The sequence below is a fragment of the Terrisphaera buseokensis genome (assembly GCF_047521145.2).
Lineage (GTDB): Bacteria > Verrucomicrobiota > Verrucomicrobiia > Opitutales > Opitutaceae > ER46.
The window spans coordinates 5527982-5552078 of record NZ_CM134186.1 but is presented as its reverse complement, the minus strand read 5'-3'; the positions used below and the strand labels follow the sequence as shown (position 1 = coordinate 5552078).

General features: G+C 66.8%; 24 protein-coding genes. 14 read left to right on the top strand and 10 right to left on the bottom strand.

The window, feature by feature from the left end; translation table 11 throughout:
• Positions 1-9: 9 nt before the first annotated feature.
• Positions 10-309 (bottom strand): DUF971 domain-containing protein, encoded by a 300-nt coding sequence (locus tag ACLJEU_RS20910; protein ID WP_414663302.1) that lies wholly within the window; start codon positions 307-309, stop codon positions 10-12.
• A 124-nt stretch (positions 310-433) separates the two neighbouring features.
• Here ACLJEU_RS20910 and ACLJEU_RS20905 point away from each other — a divergent pair, with 124 nt between their 5' ends.
• Positions 434-1732, top strand: coding sequence for an NAD(P)/FAD-dependent oxidoreductase (locus ACLJEU_RS20905; protein ID WP_414663301.1), 1299 nt, complete (start codon positions 434-436; stop codon positions 1730-1732).
• A 136-nt stretch (positions 1733-1868) separates the two neighbouring features.
• Here the strand turns inward: ACLJEU_RS20905 and ACLJEU_RS20900 are convergent, their stop codons facing one another.
• The 9 genes from ACLJEU_RS20900 to ACLJEU_RS20860 form a co-directional block, all read right to left on the bottom strand.
• Entirely contained in the window at positions 1869-4232 is a 2364-nt protein-coding gene (locus ACLJEU_RS20900; protein WP_414663300.1) for a heavy metal translocating P-type ATPase, read from the bottom strand.
• A 1-nt stretch (position 4233) separates the two neighbouring features.
• A complete protein-coding gene (locus ACLJEU_RS20895; RefSeq protein ID WP_414663299.1) occupies positions 4234-4929 on the bottom strand; it encodes a sulfite exporter TauE/SafE family protein in 696 nt (231 codons plus the stop codon).
• Between the two features lie 185 nt (positions 4930-5114).
• Positions 5115-6572: a cytochrome c oxidase accessory protein CcoG gene (gene ccoG / locus ACLJEU_RS20890; protein WP_414663297.1), complete on the bottom strand. Its 1458-nt coding sequence runs from the start codon at positions 6570-6572 to the stop codon at positions 5115-5117.
• Positions 6573-6629: 57 nt separating this feature from the next.
• Entirely contained in the window at positions 6630-7214 is a 585-nt protein-coding gene (locus ACLJEU_RS20885) for a cbb3-type cytochrome c oxidase N-terminal domain-containing protein (protein WP_414663296.1), read from the bottom strand.
• A complete protein-coding gene (locus tag ACLJEU_RS20880; protein ID WP_414663295.1) occupies positions 7201-7386 on the bottom strand; it encodes a hypothetical protein in 186 nt (61 codons plus the stop codon). The genes ACLJEU_RS20885 and ACLJEU_RS20880 overlap by 14 nt, the downstream gene beginning before the upstream one ends.
• Positions 7387-7429: 43 nt before the next feature.
• On the bottom strand, positions 7430-9751 hold the full coding sequence (gene ccoN / locus ACLJEU_RS20875; RefSeq protein WP_414663294.1) for a cytochrome-c oxidase, cbb3-type subunit I: 2322 nt from the start codon (positions 9749-9751) through the stop codon (positions 7430-7432).
• A 43-nt stretch (positions 9752-9794) separates the two neighbouring features.
• Positions 9795-10040: a hypothetical protein gene (locus tag ACLJEU_RS20870; protein ID WP_414663293.1), complete on the bottom strand. Its 246-nt coding sequence runs from the start codon at positions 10038-10040 to the stop codon at positions 9795-9797.
• Positions 10041-10131: 91 nt separating this feature from the next.
• Positions 10132-10359 carry a DUF2934 domain-containing protein gene (locus ACLJEU_RS20865; RefSeq protein WP_414663292.1) on the bottom strand — a complete coding sequence of 76 codons (228 nt, stop codon included), beginning with the start codon at positions 10357-10359 and terminating at the stop codon, positions 10132-10134.
• 82 nt (positions 10360-10441) lie between these two features.
• On the bottom strand, positions 10442-11410 hold the full coding sequence (locus ACLJEU_RS20860; RefSeq protein ID WP_414663291.1) for a helix-turn-helix domain-containing protein: 969 nt from the start codon (positions 11408-11410) through the stop codon (positions 10442-10444).
• Positions 11411-11618: 208 nt separating this feature from the next.
• Here ACLJEU_RS20860 and ACLJEU_RS20855 point away from each other — a divergent pair, with 208 nt between their 5' ends.
• The 13 genes from ACLJEU_RS20855 to ACLJEU_RS20795 all read left to right on the top strand — a co-directional run bounded on the left by ACLJEU_RS20855 (position 11619) and on the right by ACLJEU_RS20795 (position 24046).
• Complete coding sequence (locus ACLJEU_RS20855) at positions 11619-12881, top strand: sensor histidine kinase (protein WP_414663290.1); 1263 nt, start codon at positions 11619-11621, stop codon at positions 12879-12881.
• Positions 12878-13309: a response regulator gene (locus tag ACLJEU_RS20850; protein ID WP_414663289.1), complete on the top strand. Its 432-nt coding sequence runs from the start codon at positions 12878-12880 to the stop codon at positions 13307-13309. Before ACLJEU_RS20855 ends, ACLJEU_RS20850 begins: the two co-directional genes overlap by 4 nt.
• A gap of 14 nt (positions 13310-13323) precedes the next feature.
• The gene (locus ACLJEU_RS20845; protein ID WP_414663288.1) at positions 13324-14373 is read left to right on the top strand and encodes a hybrid sensor histidine kinase/response regulator; all 1050 of its coding nucleotides are present in this window, start codon (positions 13324-13326) and stop codon (positions 14371-14373) included.
• 73 nt (positions 14374-14446) lie between these two features.
• Positions 14447-15106, top strand: a complete 660-nt coding sequence (locus tag ACLJEU_RS20840; protein ID WP_414663287.1) for a response regulator — start codon at positions 14447-14449, stop codon at positions 15104-15106.
• 87 nt (positions 15107-15193) lie between these two features.
• On the top strand, positions 15194-15757 hold the full coding sequence (locus ACLJEU_RS20835) for a YceI family protein (protein ID WP_414663286.1): 564 nt from the start codon (positions 15194-15196) through the stop codon (positions 15755-15757).
• 7 nt (positions 15758-15764) lie between these two features.
• Positions 15765-16676 (top strand): polyprenyl synthetase family protein, encoded by a 912-nt coding sequence (locus ACLJEU_RS20830; RefSeq protein WP_414663285.1) that lies wholly within the window; start codon positions 15765-15767, stop codon positions 16674-16676.
• Between the two features lie 16 nt (positions 16677-16692).
• Complete coding sequence (locus tag ACLJEU_RS20825; RefSeq protein ID WP_414663284.1) at positions 16693-17805, top strand: ABC transporter permease; 1113 nt, start codon at positions 16693-16695, stop codon at positions 17803-17805.
• Complete coding sequence (locus tag ACLJEU_RS20820; protein WP_414663283.1) at positions 17798-18487, top strand: ABC transporter ATP-binding protein; 690 nt, start codon at positions 17798-17800, stop codon at positions 18485-18487. Before ACLJEU_RS20825 ends, ACLJEU_RS20820 begins: the two co-directional genes overlap by 8 nt.
• The gene (locus tag ACLJEU_RS20815) at positions 18484-19725 is read left to right on the top strand and encodes a hypothetical protein (RefSeq protein ID WP_414663282.1); all 1242 of its coding nucleotides are present in this window, start codon (positions 18484-18486) and stop codon (positions 19723-19725) included. The genes ACLJEU_RS20820 and ACLJEU_RS20815 overlap by 4 nt, the downstream gene beginning before the upstream one ends.
• Positions 19722-20129, top strand: a complete 408-nt coding sequence (locus tag ACLJEU_RS20810) for a hypothetical protein (RefSeq protein WP_414663281.1) — start codon at positions 19722-19724, stop codon at positions 20127-20129. The genes ACLJEU_RS20815 and ACLJEU_RS20810 overlap by 4 nt, the downstream gene beginning before the upstream one ends.
• Positions 20116-22011 carry a cbb3-type cytochrome c oxidase subunit II gene (locus ACLJEU_RS20805; protein ID WP_414663280.1) on the top strand — a complete coding sequence of 632 codons (1896 nt, stop codon included), beginning with the start codon at positions 20116-20118 and terminating at the stop codon, positions 22009-22011. The genes ACLJEU_RS20810 and ACLJEU_RS20805 overlap by 14 nt, the downstream gene beginning before the upstream one ends.
• Positions 22008-22673, top strand: a complete 666-nt coding sequence (locus ACLJEU_RS20800; protein ID WP_414663279.1) for a response regulator transcription factor — start codon at positions 22008-22010, stop codon at positions 22671-22673. Before ACLJEU_RS20805 ends, ACLJEU_RS20800 begins: the two co-directional genes overlap by 4 nt.
• On the top strand, positions 22670-24046 hold the full coding sequence (locus ACLJEU_RS20795) for a sensor histidine kinase (RefSeq protein WP_414663278.1): 1377 nt from the start codon (positions 22670-22672) through the stop codon (positions 24044-24046). Before ACLJEU_RS20800 ends, ACLJEU_RS20795 begins: the two co-directional genes overlap by 4 nt.
• The last annotated feature ends 51 nt before the right edge of the window (positions 24047-24097 follow it).

Here is a 24097-nt window from a genome sequence, read left to right as displayed (position 1 = left end):
ACCACCACTCTAGCTGGCAGCGAGCGCCCGCAAATAGTCGAAACTGTAGAGGCCGGTGCGGTGACCGTCGCTGAAATCGAACCGCAGGGCATAGTTCCCCACGCGTTCCCACCCAAGTACCGTGACGCCGGGAAATACCTTCGGCCCGTCGCCGCCGTAGCGGTTGCCGAGGATATCACGTTCGCCGAGGTTCGAGGCGCTGGGCGAGGCGGCACGGAGCTTCTGGAACGTATAGTACGTTTCCGCGCCGTCGTCCCAGGCAATCGCTACCTCCTCGCCGACGATCTGGATGTTGGTTGGACTGTTCATGATGGAGCGACGCGGCCTGCGGTGCAGACCGACTCCCAGCAAGCCGCTATGGACGGGAGAAGAACAGCAAATTTCCCGGGCCGGACGTTGCGAACGGGGGTCTGAACTTCCACGTTCGACCCGTATGACTCACGACCCAGCCAGCAACCTGCCGCACATCGTGGTCGTCGGTGCCGGGTTTGGTGGCATGACGTTTCTGCGGAGTTTTCCGCAGGGGCTGGCCCGCATCACCGTGATCGATCGGCAGAATCATCACCTCTTCCAGCCGCTGCTCTATCAGGTCGCGACCGCCGGACTCTCCGCGGTCGACATCGCGCAGCCGGTGCGCGCGCTCTTCGGCGCGCGGCCCAATCTGGACGTCATCATGAGCGAGGTGAGCGCCATCGACCTCGCGGCGAAACGTGTGACGCACGCGCGCGGCGAACTGACGTATGACTATCTCGTGCTCGCGGCGGGAGGCGTCACGAGTTACTTCGGCCATCCGGAATGGGAGCAGTTCGCGCCTGGATTGAAATCGCTCGACGACGCGCTGCGCATTCGACGTTTGATTCTGTGCTCGCTCGAGCGGGCGGAGACCGAGCCCGATCCGATCAAGCGCGAAGCGGCGATGAACATCGTGATCATCGGCGGCGGCCCGACGGGTGTCGAAGTCGCCGGCGCGCTGGCCGAGCTCACCCGCACCGTCCTGCATCGGGACTTCGATCGCATCGATCCCAGCAAGGTTCGCGTGCGGCTCGTCGAGGGCAACGCACGCGTCCTCGCCAATTTTCCCGAGGCGCTTTCGATCAGCGCGCGCGCGCAACTCGAAAAGCTGGGCGTCGAGGTGCGGACCGGCGTGCGGGTCGAGTCCATCCGCGAGGGCGAAGTGGTGGTCGCCGGAGAATTGATCCGGGCGGACAACATCATCTGGGCCGCGGGCGTGGCGGCCGTGCCGCTCGCGAAGAAACTCGGGCTCGAGGTCGATCGCGGCGGACGCATCAAGGTGCTGCCGGATCTCAGTCTGCCCGGGCATCCCGAAGTGTTTGCCCTCGGCGACATCGTTTCACTGGTTGATCCGAATGGCGTCACCGTTCCGGGCGTGGCGCAGGGCGCGATGCAAATGGGTCTGCACGCCGCGAAGACAGTGGAACGCGAGCTCCGTCACGGGGCCCGGCCCGCCGCCTCCCGGCCGGCGTTTGTCTATCGCGACAAGGGCACGATGGCGACGATTGGCCGGTCGGCGGCGGTGGCGCAAATCGGCGGGATGCAGCTCACCGGGTTTCCCGCTTGGTTCGCGTGGCTGGCCATTCACCTTTTGTTCCTGATCGGGTTCCGCAATCGCTTCTCGGTCCTGATGCAGTGGACGTATGCCTATTTCACCTACAAGCGCGGCGCGCGGATCATCACGGGTGTCTCGGGCGAAGGCGCGGCGGGATCGGCGTGAGGGGGCTGGATAGGAGTTGAGGGCTGAGAGTTTAGAGTTGAGAGATCGATCAGGAACTCGATCGCAGCATTTTGGGATGAGGAAAATCCATCGGCCGCTCTCAACCCTCAACTCTCAACCCTCAACTCACCACGTGCTACTCCGCCTTCGACGCCCGGCGCATCCCGAAGACGACGAGCGCGAGTGTGAGGAGGGAATTGATCGGCATCAACGCGGCGGCGACCAGCGGGTTCATCCGACCGGCGACGGCCAGACCGACGGCGAGCAGGTTGTAGGCGACCGAGAATACGAGGATGATCCAGTGCGTGCGGCGGCGGATCGCATCGACTTCGAACAGAGCACGGAGTCCGCGGATGCCACGACCGAGATAATAGAAATCCGCTTTGCGCTCGAGCACGCCCCGATGCACCACCGGCGTGCCCCGGCAGAGCGCGCGGTCGAAGGCGAGGCTGTCATTCGCGCCGTCGCCGAGCATGAGGGTTTCGGTGGCGCCGTGCGCGTCGAGCCAGCTGGCCTTCGCGTCCGGCGTCATTCCGCCGACGGCCTGGTCCGGCGGGAGGCCGAGTTCGGCGGCGAGGGTGGAGACCTTTTCCTGGCGATCACCGCTCAGGATCGATGTCACGAAGCCGCGGGCCCCCAGCGCCTTGATCTCGGCCGCCGCATCCGGCCGGGCCGTGTCGACAAAATGAAACCGGGCGACCACCTCGCCATCGCGGGCGAGCACCGTATCCGGACTCTGGGCACCGCCGTCGCGCCAGCCCGAACGACCGAGCGACCAGGCGCCCAGCTCGACGCCGAAGCCGACGGTCTCGCTGACCTCGCCCCCGCACGGCTCGACGGTGCCGGAGGCGAGCAGTTGCTCGAGCAGGCACTGGCTGACCGGGTGAGGATTGTCGCGTACCAGCGAAAGCAGGACGGAACGGGCGGAGGCGTCCAGCGCGCGCAGGGCCTCGGGATTGCGCAGCACGGGCGTCTCCAGCGTGAGCGTGCCGGTTTTGTCGAAGGCCAGCCGGCGGACGCGGGAGAGCTTGGGCCAGAGATCGGAGTTGCGGACGAAAACGCCGCGCCGGCGCAGCGCGACCGTGGCGATCTCGTCGGCCAGCGGGAAGGCGAGGCCAATGGCGCACGGGCATGAGACGACGAGCACGGCCGTGACGACCGACCACGTGCGCAGCGCGTCGTGAGAGCTGAGCCACCACGCGATGCCGGCGCCCACGGCCACGACGATGATCCCGATGAGATAGCCGCGCACGATGCGCTCGAGCAGCGCGTGGCGTTCCCCGGCGCGTTCGGCGGGCGCGAGGAGTTGGGCGAGCAGCGAGTCGGACCAGGGCTGGAGCGCGGTCAGACTGACCTCGCCGCGCGTCACGTTCATCGCGCCCGACGGCACCCGCTGGCCGGGATGGAACACGCGCGGCTCGGCTTCACCGTTGATGGAGGCGAGGGAGAACGTGGCGTCGCCGCCCGTGAGTCGAGACTCCACCGGCACCGTCTGGCCGCTGCTGACGATCATCGCATCGTGCGTGCGCAGTTGTTCGGGCGGCACGGTCGAACCGGAGGCCAGCCGCACCTGCTGCGGCTTCGGTTGCTGGCTCAACAGCCGGCGCCGGTTGCGTTCGACCGCGGCGACCTGCGCCCAGCGGCCGGTGAGCATCAGGAGAATGAAGGCCGAGACGAAATCGAAATAGACGAACTGCTCGTGACCCGCGAGCCAGCCGTAGAGGGAACCGACATAGGCGCCGACGATGCCGATGCTGATCGGCAGATCGATGTGCATCGCGCCCTCGCGCAGCGCGCGGACGGCGCGGGAAAGGAAGTAGGTGCCACCGACCAGGAGGCTCAGCGTGCCGAACGCCGCACTGAGGATGCCGAAGAGTCCGGCCCATTCGAATGTGCTCTCCATCCCGAAGTACACCGGGAGGGCAAACAGCATGACGTTCATCGCGAACGCCGCACAGAGGCCGATGCGTTTGACGAGCCCGCGGCTCTCCGGCTCGGCGGTCGTGACGCCCGCGGGGCCGGCGAGATAGCCGAACGCCTGGAGTTTGCGCGCGAAGTCCGCCGCGGAAAATTCGCCGCGCGACCAGCGCAGCTGCATCGTGCCGTACTGGGCGTTGACGATCACGTCGCGGGCGCCGGGCTGCTGCAGGTAGACGCGTTCGATCAGCCACACGCAGCCGGCGCAGGAAATGCCCTGTACGTCGAGTGCGAGCGTGGGCACGCGGTCGGTGGTGGCCTCGGCTTCGCGTTGCGCGGCCTCCAGCCAGGAGTAGTCCCGCGGTTGGAAGACGGCGGCGTCGGCCGGCGTCGTGATGTCGTCCTTGATCCGGTAATACCCCGCGAGCCCGTGTTCATGCACGAGCCGGTAGACGTACGTGCAGCCGGAGCAGCAAAAGCCGGTTTCCACCATGCGGGCATCGACGAGCGGCGCGCCGCAATGCCGGCAGAGCGGGCGGCGTGGCTTGGACGGCGCGGGAGCGGCGAGGACGGCGGTGCTCATGTTAGAAGCAGACGAGCGAAAGCGGATCGGGCCCCGGGAAACCCAGCGTGGCGCGCAGCCGCCAGCTGATCATCGCGGCCGTGGTAAGGGCGAGGGTGATACGAACGCGCCCAAGCCAGAGGGGGGAGAGTTTCCGGCGGACCCAGTGGAACTGCGTTTGCGCCAGCCAGAGCAGCGGCACGGTGCCGAGGCCGAAGGCCAGCATCACCTCGACGCCGCGCAGCGTTGATCCCGACAGCAGCGCGAGCGAAACGATGAAGTAGAGCGGGCCGCAGGGGAGCAGCGGGGTGGCCAGGCCGACGGCGGCGGCGGCCTGCACGCGGGAACGGCCCTGCATCCAACCCTGCAGTTTCCACGTGAAGCGGCCGAGCGCGGCGACCTTGGGCAGGTATCGGTCCAGGCGCAGCGCGAGGGCGACGAAGAAAAAAACCAGCAGCCACGGCAGCCAGCGCAGCCAGGACTCGGACAGGAAAAGCAGCGGCGCGCGGCCGATGGCGCCGGCCGCGCCGCCGAGCACGGCGTATCCGGCCAGCCGGGACACGTGGTAGACGGTGCTGACGGTCTGGGCGTCGGAGCGATCGCCGCGCACCGGCATGAGCGAACACGCGAGCGGCCCGCACATGCCCGCGCAATGCAGGCTGGTGATCAGGCCGGCGATGAAGGCGGCGCCGGGGGAGTTGATCGCGGCGAGTTCCATGTCAGCGCGCGCTGCGGTGCACCAGCGGCACCTCGGCGACCCGATGATTGGACGCGATGATGATCCACGCGGTCCACACGCCCAGCTGGACGACAAAGAGGGCCACGAACCAGAGCCAGAGGCGGGAACGGGGCGCGGGCTCGGCGGCGGCGCTCAGCGGTTCTGTCTGCGGCCGGTCGGTGGAATTACTTTTTTGCACGTTTCTCCTCCTCGTCGGCGCGCAACAGCCGTGCTTCCGGGCCCAGGAACTCGACCTTGCGCTCGAGTTTGAATTTTCCGCCGTCACCGAGGATGCGCACCTCAAAGTGGAACGGCCCCGTGTATGCGCCGCGTGGTTGTTGCAGCACGAGGGGTTGAACGAGCTCCTCGAGCGGTCCGATGACGACGTCGGTGGCAAACCCGATGCGCTCGAGTCCGGCGGGTGCATCATCGATCTTCAGGCTGAACGTCGCGGGACTGTTCCGCTTGTTCACGATGCGCACGAGGAACTGGTTTCGGACCGAGGCGTCGTCGAGGATGTACGGCGAGCCGGTCATGCGGGTGACGCCGAAGTTGGCGGGCTTGACGGTGGAGAGCGCCCAGGTGGCGACACTCGCGCCGACCATCAGCAGAAAGAAATAGACCACGGTACGCGGACGAATCCAGCGGGTGCGCTGCTGCGAGAAGGCCTTCTGCGAGTCGTAACGGATGAGCCCGCGCGGGCGGTGCAGCTTGGTCATCACGTCGTCGCAGGCGTCGATGCAGGCCGTGCAGCCGACGCACTCCATCTGCAGTCCCTGGCGGATGTCGATGCCGGTGGGGCAGACCTGCACGCAGCGGGTGCAGTCGATGCAGTCGCCCGTCTTCGCCGCAATTTCCGGTGACGCCGCCGCGCCCCGCACGGGCCGTCCGCGCGGCTCGCCGCGCTTGACGTCGTAGCCGACGACGAGGGAGTGGTCATCGACGAGCGCGGATTGAATCCGGCCGTACGGGCAGATGACGATGCAGAGCTGTTCGCGAAACCAGGCGAAGTTGAAGTAGAGCACCGCGGTGGCGATGAACATGAACGCGAAGGCGCTCCAGTGTTGGCCGGGCGCGGCGTGAATCATCGACCACACCTCGGGCAGCGAGACGAAGTAGGCCAGCAGCAGATGGGTGATGATGGCCGAGGCCAGCACGTACAGCGCATGCTTCAGGATGCGCTTGAAGAATTTTGACGCCGTCAGCGGCGCCTGCTCCAGCGCGCGGCGCTGGACGGCATCGCCCTCGATCATCCGCTCGATCCGCCGGAAGACGTGATCGAGGAACACCGTGTGCGGACAGGCCCAGCCGCACCAGACGCGGCCGAGCAGGGCGGTGATGAAAAATAGCGAGAATCCGAGACCCGTGATGACGAAAAACAGCAGCCAGAGATCCTGAAACGCCAGGGTGATGCCGAAGAGATGAAACCGCCGGTCCGCGATATCGAGGAAGACAGCGGGATAGCCGTTAACCTGGATCCAAGGCAGCGAGAGATAAAACGCGATGAGGGCGTAGGCGGACCAGCGCCGCGCCGTGGCAAACCGGCCCCGGACATCGGCGGGGTGCAGAAACGGCTTCGAGCCGTCTTCGCGAATGGTCGTGACTGAGTCGCGGTTGGGAAACTCGTGGGTGGGTGTGGGCATCGGTGCGACGGTCTGGGACCAGCAGCACGAGCGCGTTGGGGCGGACGCGCTCGCGGGTCATTTGGCGGGTGGGGCGGCGGCTTCGATCAGGATCGGTTCGCCCTCCTTGTGTTTGCTGAGAATGTACGCGGTGACCTCGCTGATTTTCTTGGCGCCGAGCACCGGTCCCCACGTCGGCATGCCCTTGGTCAGGACGCCCTTCGTGATCAGGTCGTGGATTTCCGTGGGTTTGCCGCCGTGAATCCAAGCCGTATCCGTAAGGTCAGGACCGATGGCGACGGGGCTCTCGCCCTTGCCGCGGAGGCTCGCCAGATGGCAGGCGAGGCAGTTGGCCGTGTAGACGGCCTTGCCCGCCTCGACGAAGGTCGGGTTCTGGCTCATTTTCCAGAGGCTCGGATCGTCGGTCTTGGAGGAGCTGAGGCGTTCGGCTTCAATCTTCGCCATTTCGCCGTTGAGTGTCTGGACGTTGCTCGGTCCCTGGCGCAGCCACTCGTAATACGACCAGTAGCCGACCCAGAACACGATGGTGATGTACAGCGTGTACAGCCACCAGTTCGGCAGGCGCTTGTCGTATTCCGTGATGCCGTCGTAGGAATGCGGCCGGATGGGATCTTCGTGAGGATTGGGATTACTCGGCGTCATGGCGGGCAGCGGGAGTGGCCGTGTCGAAGGGCAGGTTCTCGAAGTGTTCCAACTGGGGGCGCTTCATGCGGAGCGCCCGCCAGAAGAAGGCCACGTAGATGGTCGAGGCGGTGATGAAGGCCGCGAGCGTGAAGAGCGCGGCGGATTGTTCGAAGACGAGTTGTTTAAACACGAGTCGAGGTGTTGAAGGGTGAAGGCTGAAAACGGTGGAGGACTTACTGGCTGGCCGGCGTGGCCGGACGGGCGGGGGTCTCGAAGCGACCGAGCGATTGCAGATAGGCGATCAGGGCGATGATCTCCTTTTCGGGCGCCACCAGGGCGCCCGCCGCCTTCAGGTCCTTGGCGATGGCCGCGGCCTCGTCGTTGACCCGCTCCGCGATCTGTTCAGGCGTCCAGTTGGGATACGGCACTCCGAGCGTGCGCTGCACCTTGAGCTTCGCGGGCAGGGCACCGACGTTCGCGTCGCGGGTCAGCATCGTCGGGTAGGCCGGCATGTTGGATCCAACCGAGATCGAACGCGGATCCTCCATGTGGCGAAGGTGCCAGACATTCGGATACTTGCCGCCGACGCGGGCGAGATCGGGACCGTTGCGCTTGGAGCCCCACTGATACGGATGATCGTAGATGGACTCGCCGAGACGGGAGTACTCGCCGTAGCGCAGGACATCCGGCACCAGCGTGCGGATCATCTGCGAATGGCAGGTGTAGCAGCCCTCGCGGACGTAGATGTCGCGTCCGGTCAGGGCCAGCGGTGAGTACGGGATCTGCCGGTGGTCCTCGATATTGGCCGCCTGGGTCGTGATGACGGTCGGGATGATTTGGATGAGACCGCCTGCCACGACGGCAAGGAAGGTGAGCAGCGTGAAAGGCAGCGAGTTGACCAGGAGCTTGTCGTACCAGACGCCCCAGGCGTGGCCGCGGGACTGCCAGTGGGCGTAGGCCAGGATCACGCAGAGCACGGTGCCGACGAGTCCGGCGATGCTGAGGGCGTCGCGGCCGAACATCCAGGCGCAGGAGAAACCGACCGCGAGAACGGTGAACAGCACGGGCGGGTTGAAGATCATGGCCAGCAGCCCGAGACGGCGTTCGGCCGGGGCGTGGGCCTCGTCGTCCGCGAAGACCTCGACGGTGCCGTTGACCGGCTGCGCGCCGCTGACCGTCTTCCAGAAGTTATAGGCTAGAACGAGGAAGCCCGTGAGGTAGAGGCCGCCGCCGATGACGCGCATCAGCATCAGCGGCCGGATGGAGTTCAGCGTGTCGAGGAAGTTCGGATACGCCAGCACCGTGCCGTTGTCGGTCGTGGCATTGAGCATGAGGCCCTGGGTGATGCCGCTCACCCACATGGCGGCGACGTAGAGCAGGATGCCGACGGTGCCGATCCAGAAATGGAGATTGGCGAGCGAGACGGAGTAGAGGGGCTTGTTCCAGAGGCGCGGGAGCAGCCAGTAGATCATGCCGGCGGCCATGAAGCCGTTCCAGCCGAGGGCACCGGCGTGGACGTGACCGATAATCCAGTCCGTGTAGTGGCCGAGGGCGTTGACCGACTTGATGGAAAGGAGCGGGCCTTCGAAGGTCGCCATGCCGTAGAAGGTCACGGCGGCGGCGAAGAACTTGAGCACGGGATCCGTGCGCAGCTTGTGCCAGGCGCCGCGGAGGGTGAGCAGGCCGTTGAGCATGCCGCCCCAGGAGGGAGCCCAGAGCATCAGCGAGAACGTCATGCCGAGTGTCTGCAGCCATTCCGGCAGCGAGGTGTTCAGCAGGTGATGCGGGCCGGCCCAGATGTAGACGAAGACCAGCGACCAGAAGTGAACGACGGACAGCTTGTACGAGTACACCGGACGTTCGGCCGCCTTCGGCACGAAGTAGTACATGATGCCGAGGATCGGCGTGGTGAGGAAGAACGCCACGGCGTTGTGCCCGTACCACCATTGCACGAGGCCGTCCTGGACTCCGCCGAAGAGCGGGTAGCTGTGCGTGAAGCTCGTCGGGAGCGAGAGATGGTTGACGATGTAGAGCATCGCGACCGTCACGATCGTCGCGATGTAGAACCAGATGGCGACGTAGAGGCTGGGCTCACGGCGACGGGCGAGGGTCCAGAAGAAATTGACGCCGAAGACCACCCAGATGAGCGCGACCGCGATGTTGATCGGCCAGATGAGCTCGGCGTACTCCTTGCCGCGGGTGAGACCGAGCGGGAGCGTGATCGCGGCGGCGACGATGATGGCCTGCCAGCCCCAGAAATGGAGCGCGGACAGAAAATCACTCGCGAGCCGGGCCTTCACGAGTCGCTGCGTCGAGTAGTAGACGCCCGCGAACATCATGTTGCCCACAAACGCGAAAATCACCGCGTTGGTGTGCAGTGGTCGAAGTCGACCGAAGGTCAGCAGCTCGGATTTGAAATTGAGCTGCCAGAAGTTGAGTTGGGAGGCGACGAGGACGCCCACCAGCATGCCCACGATGCCCCAGATCAGGGTCGCAAGCAGGAACTGGCGGACGACTTTGTCATTGAACTCGAGGGTGATTTTTTGTGCGGACATTGGCCGGGGAGACGCGGTGAAGGAGGAGGTTCAGGCGAAAGACTTAATGGGACCGACGCAGGCAGCCCTGGCACGGCGCGCGGCGGCCGTCGTGGCACCCGCACTCATGATCGTCGTCCTGGTGCTGGGCGGAAAAGCCGGCGAGGCGCGGCGTCTCCTCGGCGAGGGGCAGCAACGAATCGCGTTCCGCGCTGCTCACCCGGTTGCGGGCGTGCTCGCGCAGGAAAAAGACCACGAAGCTGAAGACGAGGCAGAGACTGATGATGATGGTCAGCGGTACGATGGACATGGTGAGGAAAAGGGATGCAACCAAGCCCCCGGGGCGCGCGGGAGACGTGCGCCAGACGAGGGCGGAGGGTCAGGTTGGTTTCGGGGCGGGGTTAGTTCTTGAGCTTGGCGGGCGCGGGCGCCGCGATTTCCGGCGCAGGCCGGCGGGTGGTGGCATCGCGACCGTGCCGGTGAGTGAGCATCTCCTTGGCCGCCAGCCAGTGATCGAGGTCACGGCCTTCCGGACGCCCGGCTTCAACCCACAGCAGATAGGCCGCGTGTTGGATTTCCTGCTCGGTGGGTTCGTGCAGCACGACGGTTTTGCGATTGAGGGCAGTCATGGGAGGGAGGGATTTACTCTAGTCGTTGCGGGGATTTGTGGCTGCGCGGGAGTTGGCCAGCGCTGCGCATTTATTGTTGGTCTCAGGCGGCGAACGGCAGCGGCGAACGCGAGCCGCCCGCGGGCACCGTGCCGTGCAGATGATCGCGATACGTCGACGGCGACTGGCCGACGATGCGGCGGAACACCCGGTTGAACTGTGACAGCGATTGGAAACCGGCCGCATAGGCCGCCTCGCTCACGCGCATGTGCGGGTTCACGAGGAGTTGCTTGATGCGCTCGATCCGCGTGCGGGCCAGATAGTCGGTCAGCGTGAGGCCCGTCGCGGCCTTGAACACCTTGCAGAAATAAAAGGCGCTCATGTGGGCGGCCTGCGCGACCTGGTGCAGCGACAGGGCCTCGTCGAGATGCTCGGCGATGAAGGCGCGGGCGCGGGCCACGGCGGGCGGCTCGGCGGCGGCTCCCTTCAGCATCAGCTCGTTCGCGATCATCGACAGATGCTGCGCGAAACTCGCGAGCAGACGGACGGTCGCCTCGTAGTTCGAGCGGGTCAGGACGCGGGTCGCGAAGAACGCCGTGTGCAGTTGCGCCTCGTCGACATCGGAGTGCCACTCGCGCAGTTGCTGGACGGCCTGACGAAAGAGTTTCTCGGTCGGACGGCGCAGGAACACCTGGCCGGTCTGCAGGTAACCGACGGTCTGCTCGCCGATCCGGACCGGGACGAGCGACTCGCTCAGGCCGGCAAAGCACTCGAGGGTGGCGGCGTCGTCGTGCGCCGCGACCTCACCGCGCTGCTGCAACTGCAGGCAGGCTGCGCAGGTCTTGCTGCGGGCGGCCATGAGCGTGCAAAAGCCGTTGGCGTTTTTTGCGCCATGGAACGGAGCCTGGAACGAACCGGCGGGCCGGAACACCAGGGGCAGACCGGTCGCGGTCTGGAACGCGTGCTGGTATTCCCGATACAGGTTGGACTGCTGCAAACAGGCGGCGAGGTCGTGACCCTTGGGTTCGAGGGTCGATCCGGCGTGGTGGGCGGCGGGAGTTGCGGCATTCATCGGCGGCCACTGTAGCAGGTGCGGCCGCCGCGGGTAATTGGAGCCGGGGCGGCATCTCGCTAAAGGAATTCCCTAGGGTCTTTCCGGGGCGTTCCCGTGGCTGGGTGGTGCGTGAGACCACAGTCGACATCCGGGCGGTGTGATCGGGACTTGCGGATGGTGGCTGGCAGGCGACACTTGGCACGTGCCGCATCTCGACTATTCCACCTTGCCCCGCACCGAATTGGTGGCGCGCCTGCAACGACTGGAAGCCGAGGCGGAGTTGCACGGACCGGGGCACAAGCAGCGGCAGCTCGAGCAGAATCTTTTCGCGACCCTCAAGGAGCTCAAGGACTTGAAGGCCGCCCTCGACGAGCACTCGATCGTGGCGATCACCGACCCGTCGGGGCGCATCACCTACGTCAACGACAAGTTCTGCGCGATTTCCAAGTACGCACGCGAGGAGCTGATTGGCCAGGATCACCGGATCATCAATTCCGGCTACCACTCACGGGAATTTTTTCACGGCCTGTGGACGGCGATCGGCCGCGGCCATGTCTGGCACGCCGAGATGCGCAATCGCGCCAAGGACGGCTCCTATTACTGGGTCGATACGACGATCTTCCCGTTCCTCAACGAGGCGGGAAAGCCGGTGCAGTATGTGGCGATTCGCACCGACATCACCCAGCGCAAGGCCGACGAGGAGGAACTGCAGCGGACGGCGGCGGATTTGGCGGAGAAAAACAAGGAGCTCGAAACCATCGTCTACACGGTCTCGCACGATCTGCGTTCGCCCCTCGTCAACGTCCAGGGCTTCGGCAAGCAGCTCAATCGCGCCTGCGATACCATCCGGGGCGCCATCGCGGCCTCCGCCGATGGCACCGTGCCGGTGGAGAAACTCCAGGCGCCGGTCGACACCGTGATCCCGCAGGCCCTGCGGTTCATCAACGCGGGCGTCACGAAGATGGATACGCTCCTCGCCGGCCTGCTCCGCTATTCGCGCCTGGGCCGCGTCGCGTTGAAGATCCGTCCGCTGAACATGAGCGGCCTGATCGCGGAAATTCTTGCCGCCATGAAATTCCAGCTCGATGAGGCCGGCACCGAGGTGGAGGTCGGGCTCTTGCCGAATTGTCTCGGGGACAACGACCAGACCAGTCAGGTGTTCGCCAACTTGATCGACAACGCCCGCAAATACCGCGCGCCGTCCCGGCCGCTGCGCATCACAGTCACGGGCGAGATTCGCGACGGCCACGCGGTGTACGCCGTCGCCGACAACGGCATCGGCATCGCGCCTGAGCACCAGGGCAAGGTGTTCGAAATCTTTCACCGGCTCGACCCCGACGTCTCCACGGGCGAAGGCCTGGGCCTGACGATCGCGCAGCGCGTGCTCGAACGCCAGAAGGGCCGCATTTGGGTGGAGAGCCAGTCCGACCGCGGGTCCACTTTTTTTGTCTCCCTTCCCGCCGTGCACCCTGTTTCCTCCCCGGCATGAGCAAGTCACCCACCATCCTGATCGTCGACGATGACGAAGGTCATGCGATCCTGATTCGCGAGAACCTGGAAAGCGCGGGGCTGGACAATCACATCGAGCACTTTCGTGACGGGCAGGCCATCCTGGATTTCTTCTTCAATCGCCGGCACAAACCGAATGAGACCTATCTCGTGCTGCTCGACATCCGGATGCCCAAGGTCGACGGCATCGAGGTGCTGCGCCGCTTGAAGGCCGATCCCGAGTTTCGCAAGCTCTCGGTCATCATGCTGACCACCACGGACGATTCACGCGAGGTCGAGCGCTGTCACCAGCTGGGCTGCAGCGTGTATATCCAGAAACCGGTCGACTACGATCGCTTTGCCGAGGCCATTCGCCGGCTGGGTTTGTTCGTGCCGCTCCTGGTCGTCCCGGCCATCGGGCCCCGCTGAGCGTCACCGTGGCCGTGTCGGAGCACTCCGCCCTGATTCTGGTCGTCGATGACGACGAAGGTCTGCTGACGTTGATGGCGGACGCCCTGGTGGCCGATCGCTACGAAATTGCGACCGCGGCCTCGGCGCGGGCCGCGCGCGAGTGGCTGAAAGCCCACACGCCCGACCTGATGATTCTCGATCTGAAGCTCCGCGACGGCAGCGGCCCGGCGCTCGTGGCCGAGCTGCAGCGCGACATGGCCCCGGTGCCCTTCGTGGTCGTCACCGGCCAGGGCGACGAGAAGGTAGCGGTCGAGGTGATGAAGCAGGGCGCGCTCGATTACGTGATGAAGGATACGGCGCTGCTGGATTTGCTGCCGACGATCGTCCGCCGGGCCCTGGCGGTCGCAACGCAGGCGAAAGCCCTGGCCGAGGCCCAGGCGGAGCAGAAACGCCTCGAGCGTGAAATCGTCGCCGTGGGCGAGCGCGAGCGCATGAGCATCGGGGCGGACCTGCACGACGGACTGGGGCAGCAGCTCACCGCGCTCGAACTGATGTGCACCGCGCTGAAGGAGGACTTCGCGAGCCGGCCCGACCTCGAGAAACGGCTCGACCTGATGTGCAAGATTCTCCGCGAGGCGATCGCGCAGACCCGCTTTCTCGCGCGCGGTCTGGTGCCGGTTGGTCACGATCGCGATTCGTTGCAGGTGGGCCTGGCCGAACTGGCCAACCGCATGAGCGCAGCGGGCCGGCTGGAGTGCACCTTTGAATCACCGGAGGCCATCGAGGTGTCCGACTCGTTTGTCACCGGCCACCTTTACCGCATTGCACAGGAGGCGGTGAGCAACGCCGTGAAGCACGCCCGCGCGAGTCACGTCATCATCCGTCTGTCGCGCACGCCGCAGCTCCTGCAACTCGAGATTATTGACGACGGCACCGGCATGACGAAGTCGAAGTCCACGCGCCGCGGCCTAGGCCTAGGCCTGATGCAGCACCGGGCCGCGACGATCGGCGCCGAGCTGAGCGTCACTTCGAAACGCGGCGAAGGCGTCGCCGTGATCTGTCGCCTGCCGCAGAAGGACTAATTTGCGCGCCAAGAAATCCGAACCTTTCCCCCGCGGTTCCGCCGCGGACAAACCATTACCGGCTCCGGTTGCCGTGCCGCGCCGCCGCATCCTTCTCGTCGACGATCATCCCTTCATGCGGGCGGGCCTGGGCCAGCTCATCGATCGGCAGACGGACATGGCGGTCTGCGGCGAGGCGGGCAATCCGGCCGAGGCGTTTGCCCAGCTGGAAAAGACCAAACCGGAGCTGGTGTTGACGGATCTGACGATGCCCGGCCGCAGCGGTCTCGAATTCGTGAAGGATCTGCGGGCCCTCGATCCGACGCTGCTGGTGCTGGTGGTCTCCATGCACGACGAGGCCGTGTATGCGGAACGGGCCCTGCGGGCCGGCGCGCGCGGCTACATCATGAAGGAGGCCGGCGGGGAAAATCTCCTCGCGGCGATTCGCCAGATCCTGCGCGGTGAAATGTACGTGAGCCCGCGCATGTCGGCGCGCATTCTCGAGGGTCTGTCGACGGCGCGGCCCCGCGGGTCGTCGTCGCCCATCGAGAAACTCACCGACCGCGAGTTCGAGGTGTTTCAACTGATCGGGCAGGGCAAGAGCACGCGCGACATCGCGGAGCAGCTGCACCTGAGCCCGAAGACCGTCGACGTGCACCGGTCCAACATCAAGGAGAAGCTCGAGCTGCGGGACGCCACCGCGCTGATCCGGCACGCCGTCCGCTGGGTCGAGACGCAGCAGGTGGATTCGTAGGCCGGCGCGGACCGGTGCCGCGGTGAGGTGAACAAAAGTTCATTTGCCGTTCAACCGGCGTTCATTTTCAAAGGCTATAAGGGAGGCATGATTCCCCGCCTTTTGCTGGTGTTGCTGGTGTTCGCCGGTGCTGCGTGGCGCGGTCGCGCGGCCGACCGTCCCCTCGCGATCGATCTGACGCAGTCCCGCGTCGACATTGCGGTGCGCGCCTCGGGCGACTCCTTCACCGGCAAGCTGGCGCGTTTTGAGCCGGCCGTGACGGTGAACGGCGACGGCCGCGTCGTGACCGCCCGACTGGCCTTTCACTTTCGCGACGTGGTGACCGGGAAGGACGGCCGCGACAAGGCGATGCACACCTGGCAGGACACGGACAAGTTCCCCGACGGCCGGTTTGAGCTCACCGCTCTGGAACCCGTGGCGAACCAGCCCGGCGGATACACCGCGAGCGGGAAGCTGACGTTTCACGGCGTGACGCGCGACCTGAAGTTCCCGGTCACGATCGCGACCGAGGCCAACGTGCACAAGGTCGACGGCGAGGCCACGATCGACACGCGGGAATTCGGACTGCCGATCATCCGGATGTTTCTGGTCCTGAAAGTCGATCCGCTGGTGCGCGTCATCTTCCACCTCGAAGGCCGGACCTCCTCCTGAACCGCGCATGAACGCCAAGTCCTTCCAGCGCCTGGCTGCCGCCCTGATCCGCCACGCCCCCGGCGCGTCCGCGACCGAGCCGCATCTGCGCGCGGCGATCCATCAGCTCGCGGCGACGCCCGGCAAACTGGTGCGTCCGCAACTCGTGCTGGCCGGCGCGATGCATCACGGCCTGCGTGGCGCGGCGGCCGAGCGGCTCGCGTGTGCGGTCGAATACTTTCACACCGCGTCGCTGGTGCTCGACGATCTGCCGTGCATGGACGACGCCGCGCTGCGCCGCAACCGGCCGTGCGTGCACCGCCAGCACGGCGACGCGACGGCGATCCTGGCCGCACTGGCCTTCATCAACCGCGCGTATTCGCTCGTCGGAGACGCGCTGGCGGCCGAGCCCCGGTCGGTGCGGGTGAAGGCCAGCGCCTGCCTCGATCGCAGCCTCGGCGTGGCCGGGCTGGTCGGCGGCCAGGCCTGGGATCTGGCGTTTGCAGAAACGGATCGATCAGCCCGGACCGTCGGCATGGTCGCGGCGGCGAAAACGGGCGCGCTCTTCGAGCTCGCGATTTTGCTGCCGGCGACGCTCGCACGCCCGACGCGGGCGGAATGGCGTTCGCTGCGGGCGCTGTGTCTTTACTGGGGGCAGGGTTTTCAGATCGCCGACGATCTCCGCGACGTGCTCGCGGCGAGCTATGAGGCAGGGAAGACGACCGGCCGCGATCGGCTGCTCGGGCGCCCGAACCTCGCGTACGCGCTCGGCGTGCCGGCGGCGCGGGCGCGGTTGCGGCGGCTCTCGGCGCAATCGGCGACGGCGCTGGCTCGACTCACCGCGGGCGGCGGACGACGCTGGCATTATCTGGCGGCGGCGGGCGCGGCCCTTTCCGAAGTGATGGCGACGGTCGACGAAGCGCAAAGCGCCGCGGCCTGAATTCCACGCAAGCCGCATGAAAATACTCTCCCTCGTTTTGACCAATCTGCGCCGTCACCGCTGGCGCGCCGTCATCGGGATGGCGGGCATCGCCTTTGGCGTGGCGGCGATGCTCACGATCCTCGCGATCGTGACCGGTGCGATCGGGATGTTCCAACGCATCCTCGCGAGCGACAGCCACTATCTGGTGTTCGAGCGCAACGTGTCCGATCTCTTCTTCAGCTCGGTCACGCGCGATCAGGTGGCGGCGATTCGGGCCCGGCCCGAAGTCGAGTCCGCGCATCCGGTCTTGTTCGGGATCGTGTCCGCGCCGGATCATCCGGTCATCACGTGCTTCGGCATCGAGGCGAGCGATCCGCGGCTGGCAAAGGCCGAGTGGCGCGCGGGGACGAAGGCGGATTTTGGGGCGCGCGAAGAGGAGATTTTCCTCGGCTCGCGCGCGGCGGAATTTCTCAAGGCCAAGCTCGGCGACAAGGTGCCGATCGGTCGCGCGATTTTCAAAGTCGGCGGAATTTTCAAAACGGAAAACGGCTTTGAGGATGGTGGCGTGTTTCTGCCGATCGCGGCGGCGCAGGAATTCTTCCACCGCAACGGTGCGGCGTCGGTCGTCACCGTGAAACTGCGCGACGAACGGCGCGGCGCGGACTTCAAGCGCGGACTCGAGACGGCGGAGCCCGGGATCATCGGGCTCGAGAACCGCGAGTTCAACTCGACCTACAACAGCTTCAAGATTCTCAACTTCACCGCGTGGGCGGTCGGCGTGTGCGCGTTCTGCCTCGGTGGACTCGGCGTCGCGAACACGATGCTGCTCTCCGTCTTCACGCGGATCCGCGAAATCGCCGTCCTGCGCGTGTGCGGTTTCTCCGGACCGCAGGTCGCGGCGCTCATCTTTGGCGAGGCGGCGGTGCTGGCCACGGCCGGCGTCGTCGCGGGATTCGCCATCGGCTTCGTCCTGCTCGGCATCCTCGAACGCGTGCCGCAGTTCCAGGGCTATGTGCAGGCGTCGCTCGATCCGCTGGTGCTCATCGGCATCGTGGCGACGGCGTTTGTCACGGCGGGCGGCGGCGCGATCTATCCCGCGCGGTTCGCCTCGCGGATCCAACCGGCGGAGGCGTTGCGCTATGAGTGAGAAAAACCCCCGCGAGGTTCTCGCGCAGGCAAAGGATGTTTCGAAGAGCTACGACGGCGGCCGGATCGTCGTGCTGCGCGACGTGTCACTGTCCGTCCGCAGCGGCGAAGTGGTCGCGCTGTGGGGCGCGTCGGGTTCGGGCAAGAGCACGTTGCTGCACCTCCTCGGCGGGCTCGATGTGCCGGACCGCGGCGAGCTCACGGTGTGCGGTCTCGATCCGCGCATCGAGGCCAACCGGCTCGAGCTGCGACGCCACCGGCTCGGATTCATTTTCCAGCTGCACAACCTGATTCCCGATCTGACGGTCGAGGAGAACCTGCGCATCCCGGCGCTGGCGGTCGGGCGCGGCACGAAGGAAACGGCCGCGCGCGTGCGCGAACTCACCGCGCAGGTGGATCTCGGTCACCGGCTCGGTCATCGCATCCAGGATCTTTCCGGCGGCGAGCGGCAGCGCACCGCGATCTGCCGGGCGTTGATGAATTCCCCGCGGCTGCTGCTGGCGGACGAGCCGACGGGTTCGCTCGACGAAACCACGGGCTCCACCGTGTTCGGGCTCCTGAAACAACTGGCGGAACGCGAGCGCATCGCGGTCGTGCTCGCCACGCACGAACGTCGGTTTGCCGAGGCGTGCCATCGGATCATCCGGGTGCGCGACGGCCGGCTCGACGAAGTCGCCACATGATCCCGGCGGGTCAACCCGCGGTGCTGCCCTTCGGGCGGACGGTGGCGTTGCACAGCCTCGGCTGGCTGCTGGCCGCCAACCTGGTGGGGGTGTGGCTCGGTGTCGTGGTGGTGTGGCCGGCGGTTGGCGACGCGATCGCGCCGCTCACGTACGGCCGCTGGATGCCGTTGCACCTCGACTGGCAGCTTTACGGCTGGTGTTCCCTGCCGCTGGTCGGCGGCTTGCTGGCGTGGTACGCGGACACGGGGCATCCCGATGTGCGCCGGCACGTGCAGGTCGCGCTGGGGGCGTGGTCGGTGGCGCTTGCGCTGGGCGGCGTCGCCTGGCTCGGGGGCACAACGAGTGGACGGCTTTTTCTCGACTGGCACGGCTGGGCGCTGCCGCTGCTGCCGGGCGCGATGCACATCGTGTGGGCGTTCCTCGCGGCGCACACGTGGTGGCGTTGGCGCGGGCTGTCGGTCGCGGGCCGCCGCGGACGCAGTGTGGTGCTGCTGCTGCTGCTGGTCGTGCCGTCGATCTTGTATTGGGCGGCAGGCCGGGCGGTGCATCCTCCGGTCAACCCGGACAGCGGCGGCGCGACCGGTGCGTCGCTGCTCGGATCGACGCTGGGCATCGTGACGATCTACTTCGGGTTGCCGGCGTTTCTCGGGCTCGCTCATCGTGGGCGGTGGACCTTCTTTGGCGTGGCGCTCGGGCTTTCGTGGCTGGTGTTCGCCGTCATCGATCGCGGCCATGCCTCGCATCACGCCCCGGCTCAGATCGCGGCGCTCGCCGTGCTGCTGGCCTGGATACCGCTGCTGCCGCTGCACTGGGAACGCTATCTCTGGCCGGCGGCGGCGCGGCCGTGGCTCCGGGCGGCGGCCGCGTGGTGGGCGCTGCTGGTGCTGAGCGGGTGGGTGACGTTTCTGCCCGGGGTGTCGGAGTCGCAAAAATTCACGCATGGCCTCGTCGCCCACGCGCATCTCGCGATGGCGGGACTGGTGACCAGCGTGAACGCGGCGATCATTGTCGTGCTGTCCGCGCGCGCCGTGCCCCGAGCCGTTTTCCTCACGTGGCAGGCGGGTTGCGCGCTGTACGTCGCCTCGATGCTGGTGCTGGGCGCGCGTGAGGCCGATCACGTGGCTGAACTGTTTCGCAGCGAAGGCTGGACGCAGGGTCTGCTCGGCTTGCGGCTCGCGGGCGGCGTGGCCATGGCCGGCGCATCGGCGTGGTGGATTCGGGATTTTTTCCGCCGATGAGTGCACCGGTTTCACTCCGCTTCGTGCGGATCTACGCTGCGTTGGTCGGCGCGATGGACACGGCGACGGGCGTCGCGTTGATTGCGGCGCCGGCGTTCACGCTGACGCAGATGGGCGCGAAGGTCCCCGGCGCGGAGGCGCTCGCGTTCGTGCGTTTCGTCGGCGTCTTCGTCGGCGCGGTCGGGGCCAGTTATCTCTTCGCGCTGGCGCTCGGCGGCACGGCGCGGTTGCGCACCGTCCTTGAAATCACGGCGGTCGTGCGCGTGGCCGCCGGTCTCTTCACCGGGGTGGCCGTGGCGACGGGGTATTTCGATCGGGCGTGGCTGGCGGTGACGGCCACCGATCTCACGTGCGCGGCGGTGCAGGCGTGGGTGCTCGCGAAAGGCGGCGATGACCGCACCTGACTCAGTCACTCCGACCGGAGGTCGAACGGCCTGGTGGGCGGCGCTGGCGGCGGTGGCGGCGACGTACGTCTATTTCCTGATCTTCGCCGAGTTTGCGTTGCTGGAGTTGTCGCGGGTCGTGGCGCCGACGCCGGCGTCGTTGCGTGGCATCATGACGGGACTGGGCGCGGGTGGCGTCATCGGCGCGCTGGTGGCTGCGCGGACGTTTCGCGCGGACCGTTATCCGATGCTGCTGGCGTGGGCGTTTCGCGCGTGTGCGCTGAGCGCGGCGGCGGCGCTGCTGGCGTCGTCGTTGGCCGCGATGGTGGCCGCGGCGGGGGCCGTGGGACTTTCGCTGGGCTGGCTGACGGTGATCCTGACGGCGGGACTGCGCACGGTGACGGGAACGGCGCGACTGGGTCTGGCCGTTGGGATGGGCACGGGCGCGGCCTACGCGATCTGCAATGTGCCGTTGGTGTTTCGGGCGCCGGCGTCGGTGCAAACGGGCGTGGCAGTGGCGGTGGTGATCGTGGCGTCGTGGTTGCCGCGCTGGATGACACCGGTGGCAAACGCGGCGCGCGGCCGGACGGCAGAGCGGCGGGAATCGGCGGCCGGAGTCGCCTGCTGGGTGGTGGTGTTGCTGGCGCTGGTGTGGATGGATTCGGCGGCGTTCTACATCGTGCAGCATACGGCGTCGCTGCGGGCCGCCACGTGGGGCGATGGCCCGATGCTGTTCGCGAACGCGGCGGTGCATCTCGGGGCGGCGGCGCTGGCGGGCGCGTGGCTCGATCGCGGCGGGCGCGTCGCGGTGATTGCCGGCGGTACAGCGGCGCTGGCGACCGCGTGTCTGATGCTGGAAAACGTGGTGCCGGCATTCGTGCCGGCCGCGTGGTTTTACACGGCCGGTGTGTCCCTTTACTCGACGGTGCTCGTCGAGTTTCCGGCGCGGCAGGGTGGGCCGGGCGTGGCTGCAATCGTGTTTGCGGTGGCGGGCTGGCTGGGTTCGGCGCTGGGCATCGGCATGGCGCAGGATCTGGCGCGGGTGCCGGTGGCGTTTGTGGTGGTGGCGGTCGGAACGATTGCCGCGGCGCTGCTGTGGCGCCGCCGCACGGTGCGTCAGATCGTGCCGCTCGCAATCGCGGCGGCGGTGACGACCTGCCGGGTGGACGCGGGCGAGCCCGATGCGCTGGAGCGGCTGGGCCGCGAGGTCTACATCGCGGAGGGCTGCATCCACTGTCATTCGCAGTACATCCGGCCGCGCGTGGCGGCGGACGTGGAATTCTGGGGACCGGCGGCGTCACTGGCCGAAAGTCTCACCGGTGCACCGCCCTTGCTCGGTGCGCGGCGCATGGGTCCGGATCTCTCGCACGTCGGCAACCGGCGTTCGCCGGAGTGGAACCGCCTGCATCTGATCGCGCCGCGGGCGGTGTCGCCGGGGTCGCGCATGCCGGCGTATGTGCAGCTGTTTTCTCCGGGCGAGATCCGGGGTGAGGCGCTGGTCGCGTATCTGGCAACGCTCGGCGCGGCGACGGTGGGCGCTCGCCAGGCGCAGATTGCCGCGTGGGTGCCGGCCGCTTCGGACGTGACGCCGCTGCCGCAGGCGCAGCGGCTGTTTCTGCAGCTGTGTGCGCCGTGTCATGGCGAAAAGGGCGGGGGCGACGGCGCGATCGCCGGGCGTCTCAGTATGCGGCCGCCCAACTGGGGCGTGACGCCGTGGCGGTTTGTCGGGCCGGCGGGGGACACCGACGCTGCCCTGGCGCGCATCATCAAGTTTGGGCTCCCCGGTCTGCCGATGGCGGGCCATGAATATTTGCCGGATCGCGATGTGGTTGGACTCGCCCGTTACGTACGAACCTTGCACAAGGCTCGTAGCGGCGGATCTCCTGTCGCGGACCAGCAATGAAGATTCTGATCGTCGAGGATGAGAAAAAGGTGAGCCGCTTTGTCGAGCGCGCGCTGAATGAACAGGCCTACACCACCCATGTCGCCGGCAGTTGTGCGGCGGCGCGCGACGCGCTGGCGGACACGCCGTACGATGCGGTGGTGCTCGACCTGGGCCTGCCCGACGGTGATGGCCTCGATCTCCTGCGCGAGTGGCGGGCGAGCGGTTTCAACGAGCCTGTCCTCATCCTGAGCGCGCGCGACGCGGTGCAGGATCGGATTCGCGGGCTCAACCTCGGGGCCGATGATTACCTGCCCAAGCCCTTCAGCGTCGATGAACTGATCGCGCGGTTGCGCTCGTTGCTGCGCCGGCAGGGCGGCGCGAAGACGACCGTGCTCGAGCACCGCGGCATTCGCATGGATCTGCTTGGCCGCAACGTCACGACCGGCGGCGTGCCGGTGGAGCTGACCACGCGGGAGTTTTCGCTGCTCGAGTTGTTTCTGCTCAATCCCGGCCGGGTGCTGACGCGGACGTTCATCGCGGAGAAAATCTGGGAGGCGTCGTACGACATGGAGACCAATCTGATCGACGTCTATATCCGCCGCCTGCGCGTGAAGTTTGAACTTCCCGGAACGGAGCCGCTGATTCGAACCGTGCGGGGCAGCGGTTACCAGCTCGCATGAGAACGTTCACCCAGCGCCTCACGCTGCGGTTTGCCGCGCTCGTGACCGTGACGACCGCGGTGGTGCTGGCGGTCGGCGGCTGGCTCCTCGAGCGGCAGGTGCTGCGCAGTCTGCAGCTGCTGCACGAGGTGGAGTTTCGTGAACTTCGCTCGCTGATGGGCTCCGATCCGACGCTCTCGGCGGAAGAGGTGACGCGCCGCATCAGCCACGATGCCGACAGCGACAACGCGCTCTTCTTCATCCAGGTGCATTCGGAGCGCGGCGCGATTCTGTTCCGATCCCCCAATCTCGGTCCGAACGTCCTGCCGGATCTTTCGGGCGAGGAATTGCACAGCACGGTCGAGCTACCCGGCATTGGGCCGGTGCGGTTGTCCGAGTTCAACCAGGGCCCCTGGCATGTGCAGGTCGCAAGCCCGCTCGCGCCCATGCGACGGTTGTTTCAGGAGTACGTGAAGGTCGCGATGGTCCTTGTGGTGGTCGTGGCTGGCGTCGGGCTCGCGCTGGGCTTTGCGTTCAGCCGGGTGACGCTGCAACCAGTCCGGGCAATCGAGCAGACCGCGCGTCGGATTGGCGGCGAGACCCTGAGCGAACGCATTCCGGTGCCGGCGGGGCACGACGAACTGGCGTCGCTGGCCGTGCTCCTCAACCAGATGTTCGACCGGCTCGAGGCCTCGTTTGATCAGGTCCGGCGTTTCACCGCCGACGCGTCGCACGAGTTGAAGACGCCGCTCGCCCTGGTGCGGCTCAACGCGGAGAAACTCCGGCCGCGCCTCGCGCACGACACCGAAGCGCTCTCGACGCTCGAGGATTTGCTGGAGGAGATCGCACAACTGCACCGCATCATCGAGAGCCTGCTGTTTCTCTCGCGGGCCGACAGCGGCATCCTGGCGCTGCACTCGCGCATCATCGACGTGCCGGAGTTTGTTCGGGACTTCGCCGAGGACGCCACGGCGCTGGCCCAGGATCAGCGGGCGCGGTTCGTCGTCAGCCGCGTCGATCCCGGCGAGGTGCGCGGTGAGCCGACCCTGCTCCGGCAGTTGCTGCTGAACCTGGCCACCAACGCCCTGGCTGTGACGCCGGACGAGGGCACGGTGGATCTCAGTGTCCGGCGGGAGCCGGAAGGCTGGATCATGGCGGTGACCGACACCGGTCCCGGCCTGCCGCCGGACCAGCTCGAGCGGGTGTTTGAGCGCTTTGTGCGGTTGGAAACACCTCACAGTCGAAACGGTACGCGCGGTCACGGCCTGGGGCTCGCGATTTGTCAGACCATCGCCCGGATGCACGGCGGGTCCATCCGGTGCGAAAATCGGTCCGACCGGTCCGGCCTGCGGGTCATGGTGACTCTGCCGGCGGCGAAGCCAACCGATGCATAGCGTCTGCCAACTCACGCGCAGCGCGAGACGGGCTTCTGCGGTATAGTAGCT